Annotated in this window: 12 protein-coding genes; 1 reads left to right on the forward strand and 11 read right to left on the reverse strand. The window is 66.9% G+C overall.

Annotation, left to right across the window (positions count from 1 at the left end):
* Positions 1-219 precede the first annotated feature (219 nt).
* The 11 genes from kdpE to trxA all read right to left on the reverse strand — a co-directional run bounded on the left by kdpE (position 220) and on the right by trxA (position 13,406).
* A complete protein-coding gene (gene kdpE / locus RO07_RS15460; RefSeq protein WP_039412016.1) occupies positions 220-930 on the reverse strand; it encodes a two-component system response regulator KdpE in 711 nt (236 codons plus the stop codon).
* Complete coding sequence (locus RO07_RS15465; protein WP_072637066.1) at positions 923-3,838, reverse strand: sensor histidine kinase; 2,916 nt, start codon at positions 3,836-3,838, stop codon at positions 923-925. Before RO07_RS15465 ends, kdpE begins: the two co-directional genes overlap by 8 nt.
* 189 nt (positions 3,839-4,027) lie before the next feature.
* Complete coding sequence (kdpC, locus tag RO07_RS15470) at positions 4,028-4,612, reverse strand: potassium-transporting ATPase subunit KdpC (RefSeq protein WP_039412019.1); 585 nt, start codon at positions 4,610-4,612, stop codon at positions 4,028-4,030.
* A 73-nt stretch (positions 4,613-4,685) separates the two neighbouring features.
* Positions 4,686-6,812, reverse strand: coding sequence for a potassium-transporting ATPase subunit KdpB (kdpB, locus tag RO07_RS15475; RefSeq protein ID WP_269466448.1), 2,127 nt, complete (start codon positions 6,810-6,812; stop codon positions 4,686-4,688).
* Positions 6,813-6,840: 28 nt separating this feature from the next.
* Entirely contained in the window at positions 6,841-8,646 is a 1,806-nt protein-coding gene (kdpA, locus tag RO07_RS15480) for a potassium-transporting ATPase subunit KdpA (protein WP_039412024.1), read from the reverse strand.
* Positions 8,643-8,735, reverse strand: a complete 93-nt coding sequence (gene kdpF, locus RO07_RS15485) for a K(+)-transporting ATPase subunit F (protein ID WP_072637068.1) — start codon at positions 8,733-8,735, stop codon at positions 8,643-8,645. Before kdpF ends, kdpA begins: the two co-directional genes overlap by 4 nt.
* Positions 8,736-9,160: 425 nt before the next feature.
* Positions 9,161-10,153, reverse strand: a complete 993-nt coding sequence (locus RO07_RS15490; RefSeq protein ID WP_237171269.1) for an amino acid ABC transporter substrate-binding protein — start codon at positions 10,151-10,153, stop codon at positions 9,161-9,163.
* Positions 10,154-10,281: 128 nt separating this feature from the next.
* Entirely contained in the window at positions 10,282-11,331 is a 1,050-nt protein-coding gene (locus RO07_RS15495) for an amino acid ABC transporter substrate-binding protein (RefSeq protein ID WP_160118114.1), read from the reverse strand.
* 231 nt (positions 11,332-11,562) lie between these two features.
* Entirely contained in the window at positions 11,563-12,150 is a 588-nt protein-coding gene (locus RO07_RS15500) for a P-loop nucleotide/nucleoside kinase family protein (protein ID WP_039412026.1), read from the reverse strand.
* Complete coding sequence (locus RO07_RS15505) at positions 12,147-12,524, reverse strand: cupin domain-containing protein (RefSeq protein ID WP_039415701.1); 378 nt, start codon at positions 12,522-12,524, stop codon at positions 12,147-12,149. The genes RO07_RS15500 and RO07_RS15505 overlap by 4 nt, the downstream gene beginning before the upstream one ends.
* Before the next feature lie 30 nt (positions 12,525-12,554).
* Positions 12,555-13,406: a thioredoxin gene (gene trxA / locus RO07_RS15510; RefSeq protein WP_039415702.1), complete on the reverse strand. Its 852-nt coding sequence runs from the start codon at positions 13,404-13,406 to the stop codon at positions 12,555-12,557.
* Between the two features lie 224 nt (positions 13,407-13,630).
* Between trxA and RO07_RS15515 the strand changes: the two genes are divergently transcribed.
* Positions 13,631-16,249 (forward strand): cation:proton antiporter domain-containing protein, encoded by a 2,619-nt coding sequence (locus RO07_RS15515; RefSeq protein WP_052267356.1) that lies wholly within the window; start codon positions 13,631-13,633, stop codon positions 16,247-16,249.

The following is a 16,249-nucleotide window of genomic DNA, read 5'->3' on the forward strand; positions in this document are numbered from 1 at the left end:
CCGACGTGCGCCGACGTAGCGCCATGGCGCCATCACACCCCGCGGCAACGATCCCGCGCCTGCACGAGAGTCGCCGGCGAAGACGTCCTTGCACGCGAGCAACGTCGAATGGAACCCTGCGATTCTAGCAAAGCCATGGCGCGTCGACGCGACACCCCACCCTCGACAGGGGCATTCACTTACAGTGGGACATCTTGTGCCATGCCGCGCGTTGTCGCCTCAAACCGCGGCGTCGACTTCCAGCCGATAGCCCACCCCCGTCTCCGTCAGGATGTGCTGCGGCTGCGCAGGGTCGGCTTCCAGCTTCTGACGCAGATGCCCCATGTAAATACGCAGGTAGTGATTGCTCTCGACGTGTGACGGCCCCCACACTTCCTTGAGCAACTGACGGTGCGTAAGCACTCGCCCCGCGTGACGCACCAGCGTGACCAGCAATCGGTACTCGATGGGCGTGAGGTGGACGGGTTCGCCCGCGCGCGTCACCTTGCGGCGCGCGAGATCGATCTGGATATCGCCGAAGGAGAACGCTTCGTCGAGCGTCTCCGAGTTGCCGCCGCGATGATGACGCCGCAATTGTGCGCGAATCCGGGCGAGCAATTCCGACACGCCGAATGGCTTGGTCAGATAGTCGTCCGCGCCCACATCGAGAGCGATGACCTTCTCCGCCTCCTCGTTGCGCGCCGAGAGGACGATGATCGGCATGTCGGTCCAGCTGCGCACCTCGCGGATGACTTCCACGCCGTCGATGTCCGGCAGTCCGAGATCGACGATGAGCAGGTCAGGCTTGCGCGTGGCCGCCTCGACCATGCCCTGGCGTCCGGCTTCCGCCTCGTGCACGACCATGCCTTCGGCCTCCAGCGAGGTACGCAGGAATCGCCGGATCTGGCGTTCGTCTTCAATCACCACGATGGTGATGGTCGGTTCACTCATGTTCTTGTGTCGCGTTGGCGCCCGGAGAGCGGGGCGACGATGCCCTCTCGTCCGGCCCCCCTTTCCTGTTGCCGTTCGGATTGCCACTCGTTCCGACGTTCGTGCTTCCACTCGCGCTTCCGTCCGACGGCTGCCGGGTGGCACCGGCGTCGAGCCCCGCCTCGGCATCATCGTCGGCGCCTTCCAAGAGCCCCGGAGGCGCCGGCGGCGTCTCTATCGGCAGCGTGAAGACAAACTGCGCGCCGTGCCCGTCCGGCACATTGGTGGCATGGATTTTACCGCCGTGCGCCTGCACGATGGCGCGGCAGATTGCCAGCCCGAGCCCGATGCCGGGTTTCGCGGACTCCTTCTCGCCACGCATGAATTTCTCGAAGATACGCCCTTCCATGCCCGGCGGCAGTCCCGGGCCATCGTCGCTCACGCTCACCTCGACGTCGTCGCCGCGCACGCGCGCGGCGATGGCGATGTGCGAACCCGGTGGTGTGTACTTCGCGGCGTTCTCCAGCAAATTCGTGAACAGCCGTTCGAGCAGGACGGCGTCTAAGCGCAGCAGCGGCAGATCGGCAGGCAGCCGTGTGCTCACTTCGTGCCCCGCGAGCACCCGACGGCACGCGCGCAGCGAAGTACCGACCACTTCTTCGAGCATCTGCCATTGCCGATTGAGCTGCACGCCGCCTTCCTGCAACTTCGCCATATCGAGCAGATTGGTCACCAGCCCGGTCATGCGCTGCGCTTCCTCGTGAATGGCATCGACGAGTTCGGTGCGCAGCGGCCCCGTCGTCTGATCGTTGCGGCTGAGCATGCTCGCGAACCCGACGATCGACGTGAGCGGCGTGCGCAAGTCATGCGAGATCGCCGAGAGCAGCGAGCTGCGCAGGCGCTCCGATTCCATCGTCACCAGTGCGTCCTGTGCGATCTCGACGTAGTGAACACGCTCGAGTGCGAGCGCGATCTGCGCGGCAAACGTGTCGAGGAGCCGCTGCTGTTCGGGCGTGCCGACGGCGCCGCTGCCGGTGTGCTCGGGGGCGACCACCAGTACGCCGCGCGTGCGCATCGGCGCGCGAAGCGGCAGGTAATAGGCGTCCGACGCCGGTAGCGTGTCGGTGCCCTGCCCCGCCGCCTGCTGCCGATCGTAGACCCATTGCGCGACGTCCGTGTCGATATGCCCGGGCAATGTCTCCGGCAGCGCATTTTCGACAGGCTGTCGCACGCTGCCCTGGCTGTCGGGCAACAGCAGCGCCACACGCGCCTGGAACACCTCGCGCACGTGACGCGCACCGATCTCCACGATCTGTGGCGTCGTGAGCGCCGCCGCAAGTTCGCGCGCCATAGCATACACCGCCCCCGTGCGCCGTTCCCGCCACGTGGCGAGTCGCGCCTGAAAGCGTAGGCTCGTGGTCAGATGGCTGATGACCAGCGCGACGGTCAGCATGACGGCGAACGTCAGCAGGTACTGCGTATCCGAGACCGACAGCGACATCTTCGGCGGCACGAAAAAGAAGTCGAACGCCACCACCGACAGGAACGACGCCAACACGCCCGGCCCGCGTCCGAGCCGCATCGCGGCGACGATCACGCCGAGCAGATACAACATGGCGATGTTGGCGAGATCGAGAAACCGCGTGAGCTCCGCCGCCGCGAGCGACACCGCGCCGCAAATGCCGACGGCCCACGCGTAAGCGCGCCAGGGGCCGCCGACTAGCCCGAGTTCCGGCGCCGTATCGAACCAGCCTTGCCAGTCGCCGCGCACCACGCGCGTGTCCGCTGCCCGGTCGCCGGCGGAGGGGCCGATCAGCACCACGTCGACACCGCGCGCGAGCCGCACCAGTTGCTCGTGCAGCGGCGTGCTCGCCGTCCACCAGCGACGCGCGCCGCTCGCCCCGAGCACCAGCTTCGAGACATTGCGCATCTGCGCGTAGGCGAGCAGCGTCGTGGCGGCCTGCGCGCCGTCGAGCGTGAGCGTTTCGGCGCCGAGTTCCTGCGCCAGCTTCAGCGTGGCATACGTGCCCTCCCGGCGTGCCGGCGACTGCCGCAGCATGGCCGGCGTCTCGACATGCACGGCGAGCCAGTCGGCGCGAAGGCTCGCCGCGAGGCGCGCGGCGGCGCGCACCAGCGCCACACCTTCCGGTCCCGGTCCGATGGCGACGAGCAGCCGCTCGCGCGCCTGCCACACCTGACTGATCGACTGGTCCGCGCGGTACTCGCGCATCTGCGCGTCCACGCGGTCGGCCGTGCGACGCAGCGCCAGCTCGCGCAACGCGATCAGGTTGCCCTTGCGAAAGAAGTTGCGCACGGCACGCTCGGCCTGCGCGGGAAGATAGACCTTGCCCTCGCGCATGCGCTCGAGCAGTTCGTCGGGCGGCAGATCGACGAGCTTCACCTCGTCGGCCAGATCGAAGACGCGGTCCGGTATCGTCTCCCACACGCGAATGCCCGTGATCTGACCGACCACGTCATTGAGCCGCTCCAGATGCTGGACATTGAGCGTCGTGTAGACGTCGATCCCCGCCGCGAGCAATTCCTGCACGTCCTGCCAGCGCTTGAGGTGTCGCGCCCCCGGCACGTTCGCGTGCGCCAGTTCGTCCACGAGCGCCACGGCCGGGGCACGCGCGAGCATGCCGTCGAGATCGAACTCACGCAGCACGCGGCCCCGATACTCGACCGACTTCTGCGGCAGGACCTCGAGACCGTCGAGCAGACGCGCAGTCTCCTCGCGACCATGCGTCTCGAGCACGCCGACCACCACGTCGACGCCCTCCTCGCGCAACTTGCGCGCGGCCTGCAGCATCGCGAACGTCTTGCCCACCCCCGCGGACGCCCCGAAGAAGATCTTCAGCCGGCCGCGCTGCTCGCGCGCTTCGTCGCGTTGCAGCTTGTCGAGCAGTTCGTCGGGATCGGGGCGCTCCATGCCAGCCATCGGATCAGTCCATTAGTTCGCACACGCCGAGTGGCGCGCGTCATCCATCGAATCATCGGTCGACGCATCGATCGCCCGACGATGAAAAACGGCACGCGTTCGGGCGTGCCGCCAATCTACTCCTGTCCGGCGGGCAAGACCAGCCATTGGCCGGCCCGTCCCCGCCAGGCGCCGCGCATTTCAGACGCCGGCGCGTGTCAGTTCGTCCAACGCGAGGTTGAGTTTCAGAACATTGACCCGTGGCTCTCCGAAAATGCCCCATTGACGGCCTTGCGTGCAGCGAGCGATCAGTTCGCGCACGGCGTCCGGCGACAGGCTTCGCGCCTTGGCGACGCGGGCGACCTGATAGTCGGCGGCAGCCGGGCTGATTTCCGGGTCGAGGCCGCTGGCCGAAGCCGTCACGAGGTCGGCGGGGATCGGCAGCGCCGCCGTGGGATCGGCCTCGCGCAGCGCGGCGACGCGCCCCTTCACGGCGTCGGCGAGCGCCGGGTTGAGCGGACCGAAGTTCGAGCCGCCCGAGGCCATGCCGTTGTCCGGCATCGGTGCGGTGGCCGACAGGCGGCCCCAGAAGTACTTCGGTTCGTCGAAGTTCTGCCCGATCAGTGCCGAGCCAACGGCCTTGCCGTCCTTGTAGATCAGGCTGCCCGACGCTTCGCGGGAGAAGGCCGCGCGGCCGATGCCGGTCACGACCAGCGGATACACCAGGCCCGTGATGACGCTGAGCACGACGAACAGGCTCAGCATCGGGCGAAAGAGGGTTTTCATGACATCTATTCCTTGAAAGTCCAACGAGTCGGCGTGCGGGGGAATGCGGGGACGCGCCGCGCCCCCGCCCGGATCAGGCCCAGCCCATGGCGGCGATGAACATGTCGATCACCTTGATACCGGCAAACGGCACCAGGATTCCGCCCAGCCCGTAGATGACGAGGTTGCGACGCAGCAGCGTCGCGGCGCCGAGCGGGCGGTACTTCACGCCCTTGAGCGCGAGCGGGATCAGCACCACGATGATCAGCGCGTTGAAGATCACGGCCGACAGGATGGCCGAGGATGGACTCGCCAGATGCATCACGTTGAGCGCATCGAGCTGCGGATACGTCGTCGCGAACGCGGCCGGGATGATCGCGAAGTACTTCGCCACGTCGTTCGCGATCGAAAACGTGGTGAGGCTGCCCCGCGTCATGAGCATCTGCTTGCCGATCTCGACGATCTCGATGAGTTTCGTGGGATTCGAATCGAGGTCGACCATGTTGCCGGCTTCCTTCGCGGCCTGCGTGCCCGAGTTCATCGCCACGGCGACGTCGGCCTGCGCGAGTGCGGGGGCGTCGTTCGTGCCGTCGCCGGTCATCGCCACGAGCTTGCCTTCGGCCTGGTACTTGCGAATCGTCGCGAGCTTGGCTTCCGGCGTGGCCTCGGCGAGGAAGTCGTCCACCCCCGCTTCGGCGGCAATGGCAGCGGCCGTCAGACGGTTGTCGCCCGTGACCATCAGCGTGGTGATGCCCATCTGGCGCAGTTCGGCGAAGCGCTCCTTGATGCCCCCCTTGACCACGTCCTTGAGCTCGATCACGCCGAGCGCGCGAGTGCCCTGCGCATCCTGTTCCGCCACGACCAGCGGCGTGCTGCCGCGGCGTGCAATCTCGTCGACCGCCGTGGCCAGCGTGGCCGGCCACACCCCGCCGGCCGACTCCACGTAGCGTTTGACCGCATCGGCGGCGCCCTTGCGGATCTGCCTGTCGGGGAGATCCACACCACTCATGCGCGTCTGCGCGGAGAACGGGATGAACAAGGCATGCAGGCCGCTCATCTCGCGCTCGCGCAAGTTGAAGCGCTGCTTCGCGAGCACGGCGATGCTGCGCCCTTCCGGCGTTTCATCGGCCAGCGACGCGAGTTGCGCGGCGTCGGCCAGCGCACGCTCGTCGACGCCGGGGCCCGGCACGAACTGCGACGCCTGACGATTGCCCAGCGTGATCGTGCCCGTCTTGTCGAGCAGCAGCACGTCCACATCGCCAGCCGCTTCGACCGCGCGGCCCGAGGTGGCGATCACGTTGGCCTGCATCATGCGGCTCATGCCGGCCACGCCGATGGCCGAGAGCAGCCCGCCGATCGTCGTCGGAATCAGGCATACGAGCAGCGCCACGAGCACCGTGATCGTGACCGGATGGCCGGCTTGCGTGACGAACACGCTGTAGATCGAGTACGGCAGCAGCGTGGCGGTGGCGAGCAACAGGACCAGCGTGAGCGCGACCAGCAGGATCGTGAGGGCAATCTCGTTCGGCGTCTTCTGACGCTTCGCGCCTTCCACCATGGCGATCATGCGATCGAGAAACGCTTCGCCCGGGTTGACCGTCACCTTCATGACGATCCAGTCCGAGAGCACGCGCGTGCCGCCGGTCACGGCGGAAAAGTCGCCGCCGGACTCGCGGATCACCGGCGCCGATTCGCCCGTGATGGCCGACTCGTCGACCGACGCCACGCCGTCGACCACTTCGCCGTCGGCCGGAATGACGTCGCCGGCCTCCACGAGCACGAAGTCGCCACGACGCAGGCTTGCGCTGTCGATGACCAGGCATTCGGCGTCGCGGCGGCCCGCACGCAGTTGCTTGGCGGGCACGTTCTTCTTCGCCTGACGCAGCGAAGCGGCCTGTGCCTTGCTGCGCCCTTCGGCGAGCGCTTCGGCGAAGTTCGCGAACAGGACCGTGAACCACAGCCACAGCGCGATGGCCAGGATGAACGGCGCGCTCGCCTCGGCGTGGCCGGCGACGGCCATGCCGAAGAGCACGGTCGTGAGCAGGCTGCCCACGTACACCACGAACATCACCGGGTTCTTCGCCTGCGTGAGCGGGTGGAGCTTGCGAAACGAGTCGACAATGGCCGGCTTGACGATGGAGGGGTCGAACATCGACCGGGCGGCCGATGTGTGTCCGTCCCTCATCGGCCGGGCGGCGGTATTACCTGAGGTTTGATTCATGAGTGCCTCGAATGCCTCATTTCAATAGTCAATGCGCGCCGATCATCGCCAGATGTTCGGCGACCGGACCGAGTGCGAGCGCGGGCACGTACGTGAGCGCGCCGACCAGCAGCACCGTGCCGAGCAGCAGCACGACGAACAGCGGGCCGTGTGTGGGCAGCGTGCCCGGCGTCGCGGCGATGCGCTTCTTGCGAGCGAGCGCACCGGCAATCGCCAGCACCGGCACGATCACCCAGAAACGGCCGAACCACATCGCGATGGCGAGCGTGCTGTTGTAGAACGGCGTGTTGGCGGAGAGCCCGGCGAACGCGCTGCCGTTGTTGTTCGCGGCGGAGCTGTAGGCGTAGAGGATCTCCGAGAAGCCATGTGTGGCCGGATTGGCCACGCCGGCCTGCCCGGCGGGCACCAGCACGGCGAGCGCGGTGCCCAGCAGCACGAGCAGCGGCGTCATGAGCACGGCCACGGCGACCATCTTCATCTCGAACGCCTCGATCTTCTTGCCGAGATATTCCGGCGTGCGGCCGATCATCAGACCGGCGACGAAAACCGCCAGCATCGCGAACACCAGCATCCCGTACAGCCCCGAGCCCACGCCGCCGAACACCACTTCCCCGAGTTGCATGAGCAGCATCGGCACCATCCCGCCCAGCGGGGTGAGCGAATCGTGCATCGCGTTCACGCCACCGCAGGAGGCCGCCGTCGTCACCGTGGCGAAGATGCCCGAGGCCACGATGCCGAAGCGCGTTTCCTTGCCTTCCATGTTGCCGCCCGACTGCATGGCGCTGACCTGCTGATCCGCGCCGAGCGGGGTGAGCGCCGGGTTGCCGGCCTGCTCGGCCGAGACCGTGGCGACGGTCGCGATCGAGAAGGCGATCGTCATGGCGGCGAGAATCGCCAGCCCCTGGCGGCGGTCGCCGACCATACGCCCGAACGTGTGACACAGCGCCGCGGGAATCAGGAAGATCGCGAGGATCTGCAGGAAATTCGACACCGGCGTGGGGTTCTCGTACGGGTGCGCCGAGTTGGCGTTGAAGAAGCCACCGCCGTTCGTGCCGAGCATCTTGATCGCTTCCTGCGAAGCGACCGGGCCCATGGGCAGCGTCTGCGTCTGCGTGACGGCCGGTTGGGTGACCGGCTTGCCGGCGGCGTCGAGCTTCGGCTGCCCGTCCGGGCCGAGGACCGGATTGTCGTAGTGCGTCGCTTGCAGCGTGCTCACATCCTTGTAGGCGTCGAAGTTCTGAATCACGCCCTGGCTCATGAAGGCAGCCGCGAAGAGCACCGAAAGCGGCACCAGCACATAGAGCGTGATGCGCGTCATGTCGACCCAGAAGTTGCCGATCGTCTGCGCCGTGTGGCGGGCGAAGCCGCGAATCAGGGCGACGACCACGGCGATGCCGGTGGCCGCCGACAGGAAGTTCTGCACCGCGAGACCGAGCATCTGCGTGAGATAGCTCATCGTCGACTCGCCGGCGTAGCCCTGCCAGTTCGTGTTGGCCACGAAGCTCACGGCCGTGTTCATGGACGAATCGGGCGAGACGGCGCCGAACCCTTGCGGGTTGAAGGGCAGCCAGAGTTGCCAGCGTTGCAGCGCATAGACGGCGAAGGCGCCGACGGCGTTGAAGCCGATCAGCGCGATCGCGTAGGTGCGCCAGTGCATCTCCTTCCCGGCGTCGACGCCGCACAGGCGATAGAGTCCGCGTTCCAGGGGTGCGAACCAGCGGTTCACACGCGATTCGCCGGCGAGGACGTCGGCCACGAAGCGGCCGAGCGGGCGTGCCAGCACCAGCAGCACGACGAGAAAGACGCCGAGCTGGATCCAGGCGTTGAGTGTCATGCGAGGTCCTCCGGCTTGAACAGCGCGTAGACGAGATAAGCGAGCAGCGCGAGCGTGAGTGCGCCGCTCAGCCAGTACATGGCTGTCATTGCTGCCCCCCTACCGACGCGCAGAACGCGACAAAGCCGACGGTCGCGGCAGTAAAGACCGCGATGACGCCGAGATATAACCAGTCCATGACAACTCCCTATCGTGTGGCGGCCGGCACGCCGCGGGCGCGACGCGCCCTCGCATGCGCATGCCAGCCGTGCAATGAACGATACGGAGCGGCGCGTAAAGACGGGGACAAAAGGCGTAAGGGGGGTGTAAACAACGCGTAAACGGCCGCACGGACGCGCCGTATCCATGCGAGCGCGCCCTGCCCCACCGGCGAGGCAAACGGAGCGCATGGAGGCCCGCCTGTGCGGACGCCCGAACGACAAAGCCCGCCGATATCGCTATCGGCGGGCTTCGTTTTCAGCGTTGGGAGGATGGGGAGCCGGCGCGACTGCCTTCGCCGGTCCCCGGCGACGGATTACTCCGTCACTTGCGATCCCTTGTGCCAGACCTCGAGCACTTCCTTGCTCGGTTCGAGGTTCAAGTTGACGTTGCGCGGCGGGATGGGCTGCTGGAACCACTTGCGCTGGATGCGGCGGATCTCGCCCGAGCTGAACACGTGAGCCAGCGTCGTGTCGACGAACGTCTTGAACTGCGGATCGTCGCGACGCAGCATCAGCGCGTTGCGTTCCGTTTCGAGCGGAGCGCCGACGATGACGAAGTCCCCGGGTTCACGTGCGTTGGCGCGCAGGCCGGCGAGGAGCACGTCGTCGAGTGCGAAAGCCTTCGCCCGACCGGTCTCCAGGGTCATCATCGACTCGCCATGATCGCGGGCCGGGATCACGCGGAAGCCGCCCTTGTCGGCCTGGATGCGGGCGAGACGTTCGCCCGTCGAGCCGGCCGAGGCGACGAGGTTCTGGCCCTTGAGGTCTTCGAGGCCGCGAATGTTGTCCTTCCTGTTGACCAGCAAGCGCACTTCCGAGACGTAATACGGGTTGCTGAAGCCGACTTGTTCCGCGCGCTCCGGCGTGATCGTGTTCGGTGCGCAGTCCAGGTCGACCGTGCCGTTCTTCACCAGCGGGATGCGGTTCTGGGGCGTGATCGACATTTCGCGCACGCGCAGGTTCGGCATGTCGAGGGCTGTCTTCACCGCGTCGACGACCGCATGGCACAGGTCCATCGTGTAACCGACGGGCTTGCCCTTGTCGTTCACGTAGGAGAACGGGATAGCGGCTTCGCGGTAGCCGAGCGTAATGAGCCCCGTCTCGCGGATCTTCTTGAGCGTACCGGTCAGTTCCCCATTGAGCGCGGGCAGCGGCACGATCCTGGTGGATGCGGCGGATGCAGCAGGGGCGGCAGGCGCAGCGACCGCGGCGGAGGGAAGACCCGCGTGAGCGGAAATCAGGAGCGTCAGCCCCCATGCGACGCGCTTGGCGCCGGCCTTCCAATTGACAACATTCCAACCGTTCACAGCAATTCCTATCGATATAACAGCACGATAGGAATCTACAGATTCAGGCCGAGGGAATCAAAGAAACGTTTGTCATTAGCTTATGCGGTCGCCGGCCGCGACAGGAACCGGCATCGGGAACGGACAGATCACGATCCCGGGTCGGTCGAGACGGCGGATGCCCCCTGTTCGACGCGTGCGGTCGCGCCGTCGTCCGAGGCAGCGTCGAAGCGTGCGCCTGCGGCCCATAGGGCCACCACGTCGGCTGACGGCGCACTTTGCAGGTTATGTCCGTAGGGCGGCAGGGGCGACTGGAACCATTCGTACTGAAGCTGCGCCATTTCGCCGTTTTGGAAAATCTGCGCGAGCGCGGCGTCGACATGGGTCTTGAATGCCGGATCGTCTTTGGGAAGCACAAGTGCGTAGGATTCCGGCTGTTCCGACAGCGCTGGCCCGACGATCTCGAAGGCGTCGGGCGTCTTGCCGGTCGCGCGCAGCCCTTCGAGGAGAACGTCGTCCAAGGCAAACGCCTGCGCGCGATGGGCGCGGAGCATGCGGAAGGCGTCGGCGTAGTCGCGAGCCATCAACAGTTGGAAACCCGATCGGGCATGTTGTGCGCGGACGAGGCGCTCCGCCGTGGTGCCCTGCACCACCACGAGCCGGAGCCCTCGCATGTGGTCGAGGGACGCGATGCCGCTGCCTCGGCGCACCATCAACCGCACGTTAGACGCATAGTACGGCAGGCTGAACGCCACCTGCCGCTCGCGCGCCGCCGTCACCGTGGACGGTGCGCAGTCGATATCGATGGCGTCGGCTTCGACGAGCGGCGCACGCATCTGCTCGATCACCCTGACCGCGGTCACCGGCAGCGAGGACATCGCCATCTCCCGCTGCAACACGGCGACGATGCGCTGACACAGCGCCCAGGCGAGACCGATCGGCTGGTCGTTCGCATCGACGTAGGAAAAGGGCGCGGCGCTCTGCCGATAGCCGAGCACGATGCGCCCACGCTCGCGAATGCGCACCATCGTGGGCGGCAGCGCCGCCGCGGCTTCGGAGGACAGGTCCGGCGCCGAGGCATCGATCGCATACGGCGGCGGAGCGATCCCGTTGAGGCGCGGCATCCCGGGCATCGTCGGCTCGCCCGCGTAAGCCGTGCTCGGGATGATGGCCGCCGTCATGAGCATCATCAGCGTCATCGTTGCGATCAACGAGCGAACCCAATGATGGGGACTGCCCGCAATGCGGGCCGCGGTGGCAAAGCGGCGGAGAAAGAAGACAGGCATGGGCGTCGTGGGCAGAGGGAGAGGAATCTCTCCACCTTAGCAACGCCGTTGCGCCCGCATTGGCGTGTCGGCGGCCTTTCAGAACATTCCCATGCCAACGCGAATTGCGCCCCGCCCCTCAGGGAGGGGGCCGGGACATCGGCCTCAGCGCGTCTGTGCCAATAGCGTCTGCAGCAGTTGCTCGTCGTCCTGTTGCGTCGGCAACGTATTGTCGAAGCGAACCAGCCCCGGGAATGCCGACGCCGGCGGCAGAATACGGCGCAAGCGATACTCCTCCCAGTGGGCAAGCTTGTAGGCGTCGTTCGGATTGCCGCGGCTCTCGATGCGCGCTCTCGCGTGCGTCTCGTCGAGGTCCACCCACACCACATGCACGCTCACGTCGTCGTCGACGTCGAGCCAGGCGCGATCGAACAGCAGGCCCTCGCGCAGCTCGCGCGAAAGCGGCCCGACCACCAGCACGTTCACACCGAGACGCAGATTCTCGCGCGCCGTCTCCAGCAGTCCGGCGTATTCGGGTTCGCGCAGTGTCTGCAGATAGACCGGACTGTCGCGATCGTTCGGGTCGCCCGTCAATGCGCCCATCACCGCCGCGCTGTAGCCGCCGTAGAGCGTGTCCTTGTCGAGCAGACAGAACGCCTCGCCGCTGCGCTCGATCAGCGGGCGGATCAAACGCTTGGCGAGCGTCGTCTTGCCCGCTCCCGAGTGACCGCAGAAGAAGATCAATCGTGTCATGACGCCGCCTTGCGCTCGAACATCACGAAATGCTTGCGCACCGGCTCCACCACTTCGAATACGCCCTCGAAACCGGCGGGAATCACGCAGGCGTCGCCCGGCCCGAACTCCGAGGCGTTGCCGTCGAGATCGCTGATCCGGATGCGCCCCTCGATCACCGAGAAGTACTCCTGGCGATGCGGACCGAACGCAATGCGCCACGCGCCCGGCTCGCAGGTCCATTCGCCGCAATCGAATTCGCCGAGCGCATCCGTATAGAAAGGACGCGTGACGCGTTGCGGATTGCCGCTCACGCGACGGGCCTCGGCGGGATGGTCGAACACGGGCTCTCCTGCTTGGGCGGGAGCAAACGTAATGAGAGAAGGCGCAGTCATCGGCATGGAAATCAGGGGATAAATGGAGCGTCAGTTCAGCACGGCGCTCAGCTTGCGCCGCCAGGCGGAGACGGTCGCCGGGTCGGTCTCCGAGAGCGCGTCGAAGATCGCCAGCATCGACTTGCGTGCGGCGTCGTCGGCAAACGAGCGGTCGCGCTGCACGATCTCCAGGAGCGTCTGCAGCGCCGGCTCGTAGGCACGGTCGGCGAGATAACGATTCGCGAGGTCCAGGCGCGCCTGGAGATTGTCAGGCTCGGCCTGCACTCGCGCGAGCAGATCCTGCGCGGCCGGCAGACGGCTCGCTTGTTCCGCAGCCTCGATGCGCGTGTTCAGCGCGGCAATGCGAGCATCGCCACTGGCGGCGGTGCGCGGCGAGAGCAAGGTCAGCTCCGTGCGGGCGGCCTTGGCGTCTCCCAGGGCGAGCAACACATCGACCAGATCGAGACGCACGTCGTCGTGCGCGGGGTCGAGCGCGAGGGCCGCCTGCAGGGCGTCGCGCGCGGCTTCGGGATGCCCCTGCGCCAGCGCGTCGCGCGCCGTCCGACGCGCCAGCTCCGCCGGATTCGGCACGATGCGCTCGATGAAGGCGCGCAGTTGCCCCTCGGGCAAGGCGCCCACGAACTGGTCGACGGGCTCGCCGTCGACGAAGGCGACCACCGTGGGCAGGCTGCGCACACCGTACTCCGCACACAATTGCGCGTTCTCGTCGGCGTTGATCTTCACGAGGCGGATGCGCCCCTGCGCTTCGGCTTCGAGCTTCTCGAGCAGCGGCCCGAGCACGTTGCAGGGGCTGCACCAGGGAGCCCAGAAGTCGGCCAGCACCGGCACCTGATGCGAGACGGCCAGCACGTCGGCGTCGAAACTGGCGAGGTTGGTATCGATCATATGACTTATCGAGCGTGGTAAATTGCGTGAACGGCGGTCGGTATTCGTTGCAAGCGCCATCGAGACCCTGAATGCGGGTCTGGGCGCCATCTCCCGATACGGCCGCGTGTTCCACGCATGGTAATCGCAAAACCGGACAAATCCAGGCAAATCGGTAAGGACGCATTCCGGCGCGCGGGGTTCCCCTGCCGGCGCGCGTCCCACGACAGGCAGGGAGGCACATGCACGCAGGACACGGCACGGCGGTCTTCTTCACCCAGATTCTTCTCCTGGTGCTCGTCGGCCGGCTGCTCGGCGAGGTGATGCAGCGCCTGCGCCAGCCTGCCGTCATGGGGCAACTGCTCGCGGGCGTGCTGCTGGGTCCCTCCGTCTTCGGCGCCCTGCTGCCCACCTGGCAACACGCCGTCTTTCCCGACAACGAAGCGCAAAAGAAGATGCTCGACGCCGTGTCGGAGCTCGGCGTGCTGCTGCTTCTGCTCTCGACCGGCCTGGAAACCGACCTCGGTCTCGTTCGTCGGATGAAGCGCATGGCGATCTTCGCATCCGCCGGCGGCATGATCCTCCCTTTCGTCTGCGGCGTCGCGCTCGGCTGGCACCTGCCCGACGCCCTGCTCCCGCACCCCGAAGCGAGACTCGTCACCTCGCTCTTTCTCGGCACGGCGCTGTCGATCTCGTCCGTGAAGGTCGTAGCGATGGTCATTCGTGAAGTCGATTACCTGCGGCGCGACATCGGTCAGATCATCCTGGCGGCAGCCATCCTCGACGATACGACGGGCTGGATCATCATCGCGGCCATTGCCGGCCTCGGCGCGAGCGGCTCGATCGACATCGGTCATCTGTCGTTCAGTCTGGGCGGCACCCTGCTCTTCATCGCCCTGTGCTTCACCGTGGGCAAACGGGCCGTGGCGGTCGCCATCCGCTGGACCAACGACCGCTTCACCATCGAGATGCCAGTGCTCAGCGCGATTCTCGTCATCACGTTCGTGCTGGCGCTCGCCACCGACAGGCTCGGCGTACATACCGCGCTCGGCGCGTTCATGGCCGGGGTCATGATCGGACAGTCGCCCATCCTCACCGAGCAGATCGAAGCGCAGTTGCGCGGGCTCATCGTGGCGCTCTTCGCGCCCGTATTCTTCGGCGTGGCGGGCCTGTCGGTCGATCTGACCATCCTGCTCGACTGGCGCATGCTCGGGCTCGTGGCCGGCCTGATCCTGATCGCCAGCGTCGGCAAGTTCTCGGGTTGCTTCCTCGGTGGACGCCTCGGGGGCATGTCAGGCGCCGAAGCGCTCGCGCTGGCGACCGGCATGAACGCACGTGGGTCCACCGAGATCATCGTCGCGAGCATCGGGCTCTCGCTCGGCGTATTGAGCCAGGACCTGTTCACGATGATCGTCATCATGGCGCTCGTCACCACGCTCATCATGCCGCCCGTGCTGCGGCGTGCGCTGGTGCGCATCCCGCTGTCCGAGCAGGAGAAGGCGCGACTGGAAAAGGAAGCCGCAGAAGAAAGGGACTTCCTGCCGCACGTCGAGCGCATTCTGGCGGCGGTCGACGGCAGCGCCAACGGCCGCTTCGCCGCGTGGATCGCGGGACTGACGGCCGGTGTGCGCGGCACCCTCGCCACGGTGCTGGCACCGATGCCTGCCGAGACCGACGGCGGCAAGACGGCCCGCGAGGTGAGCACAGCCGTAGACAGCGGGTCGTCCACGAAGACGGGCAAGCACGGCGGCCAGGCGGACCGGGCCACCGGAACGCCAGGCAAGGGCGGGAAGACGGTCAAGGCGGATAAGGCGGACAAGACGAGCAAGGCAGACGAGGAAGGCGCCGGTCGCGACGCCTACGAGATCGCGCTGGCCGCCGCCAAGGTCGCGGTGGCGCGTGCGCCGGGCACGCCGGGTGTGGAGGACGACAAACACCGCGACGACGCTCGCGAAGCGGCCCGTCTGGTACTGCGCGAGCGCACCGGCAAGCCGCCGCCGAAGTCACCGGAACTGCCGCACGGCCCCGTCGGGAATCAGGAGGATGCCGAGGTCGCGGACAAGACACCGAACAGCGATGCGCAGGACGATGAGCCCTCCGGCAACGCGCCGAAGCTCGAACCCGTCGGCGAAGCGCACGACGACAAGCACGTGAGCGAGGCGAAGCAGGAAGGGGAATTCATCGCCGACGATCCCTCGGACGCCGCCCGCGAGCAGAAGGCCTCTCAGCCGGAGAACAGCCACGAGGCCACGCGCATCTTCGACGAGATCGCCAAAGGCTACGGGTTCGTGATTGCCGGCTTCGACGCGCAGGGCCAGGAGTCCGAATCCGACGTCCCGCCCCTGCCGCTGCCCACTGGCGTGCTGCCGCTCACGAAGGCGTTCGACGGCGCCATTGGCATCGTGCTCGCGCACGGCGAGCATGTCCGCGAGCCTGATGCGCCGCTCAATATCCTCGTGCCTGTGTCGGGCACCGACTATTCGCGCCACGCCGCCGAGCTTGCGATCACCCTGGCGCGCGCGGCGCACGCGCCGGTCACGGCGCTTCACGTCTCGGCGCGCGTCGCCCCCGGCATGCTGCACCGGCGCTGGCGCGCACGAACCTTGCGTCCCGACACCGCGGAAGCCGCCATGTTCGAGAACCTGCACGCGCTGGCCGAACGCAATGGCGTGGCGCTACGGACACGCCTGCTCGCCGGCGGCAAGGTGGAAGACGCCGTGCTGCATCAGATCCGTCACGGCAAACACAACCTGCTGGTGCTCGGCGTGCAGCCGCGCTTCGGCGATCGGCTGAACTTCGGCAGCATCTCGCATCGACTGCTGGAGGAACGCCGCTGCTCGGTGATCGTGCTCAGCGCGTAG

Source organism: Pandoraea pulmonicola, from assembly GCF_000815105.2.
Lineage (GTDB): Bacteria > Pseudomonadota > Gammaproteobacteria > Burkholderiales > Burkholderiaceae > Pandoraea > Pandoraea pulmonicola.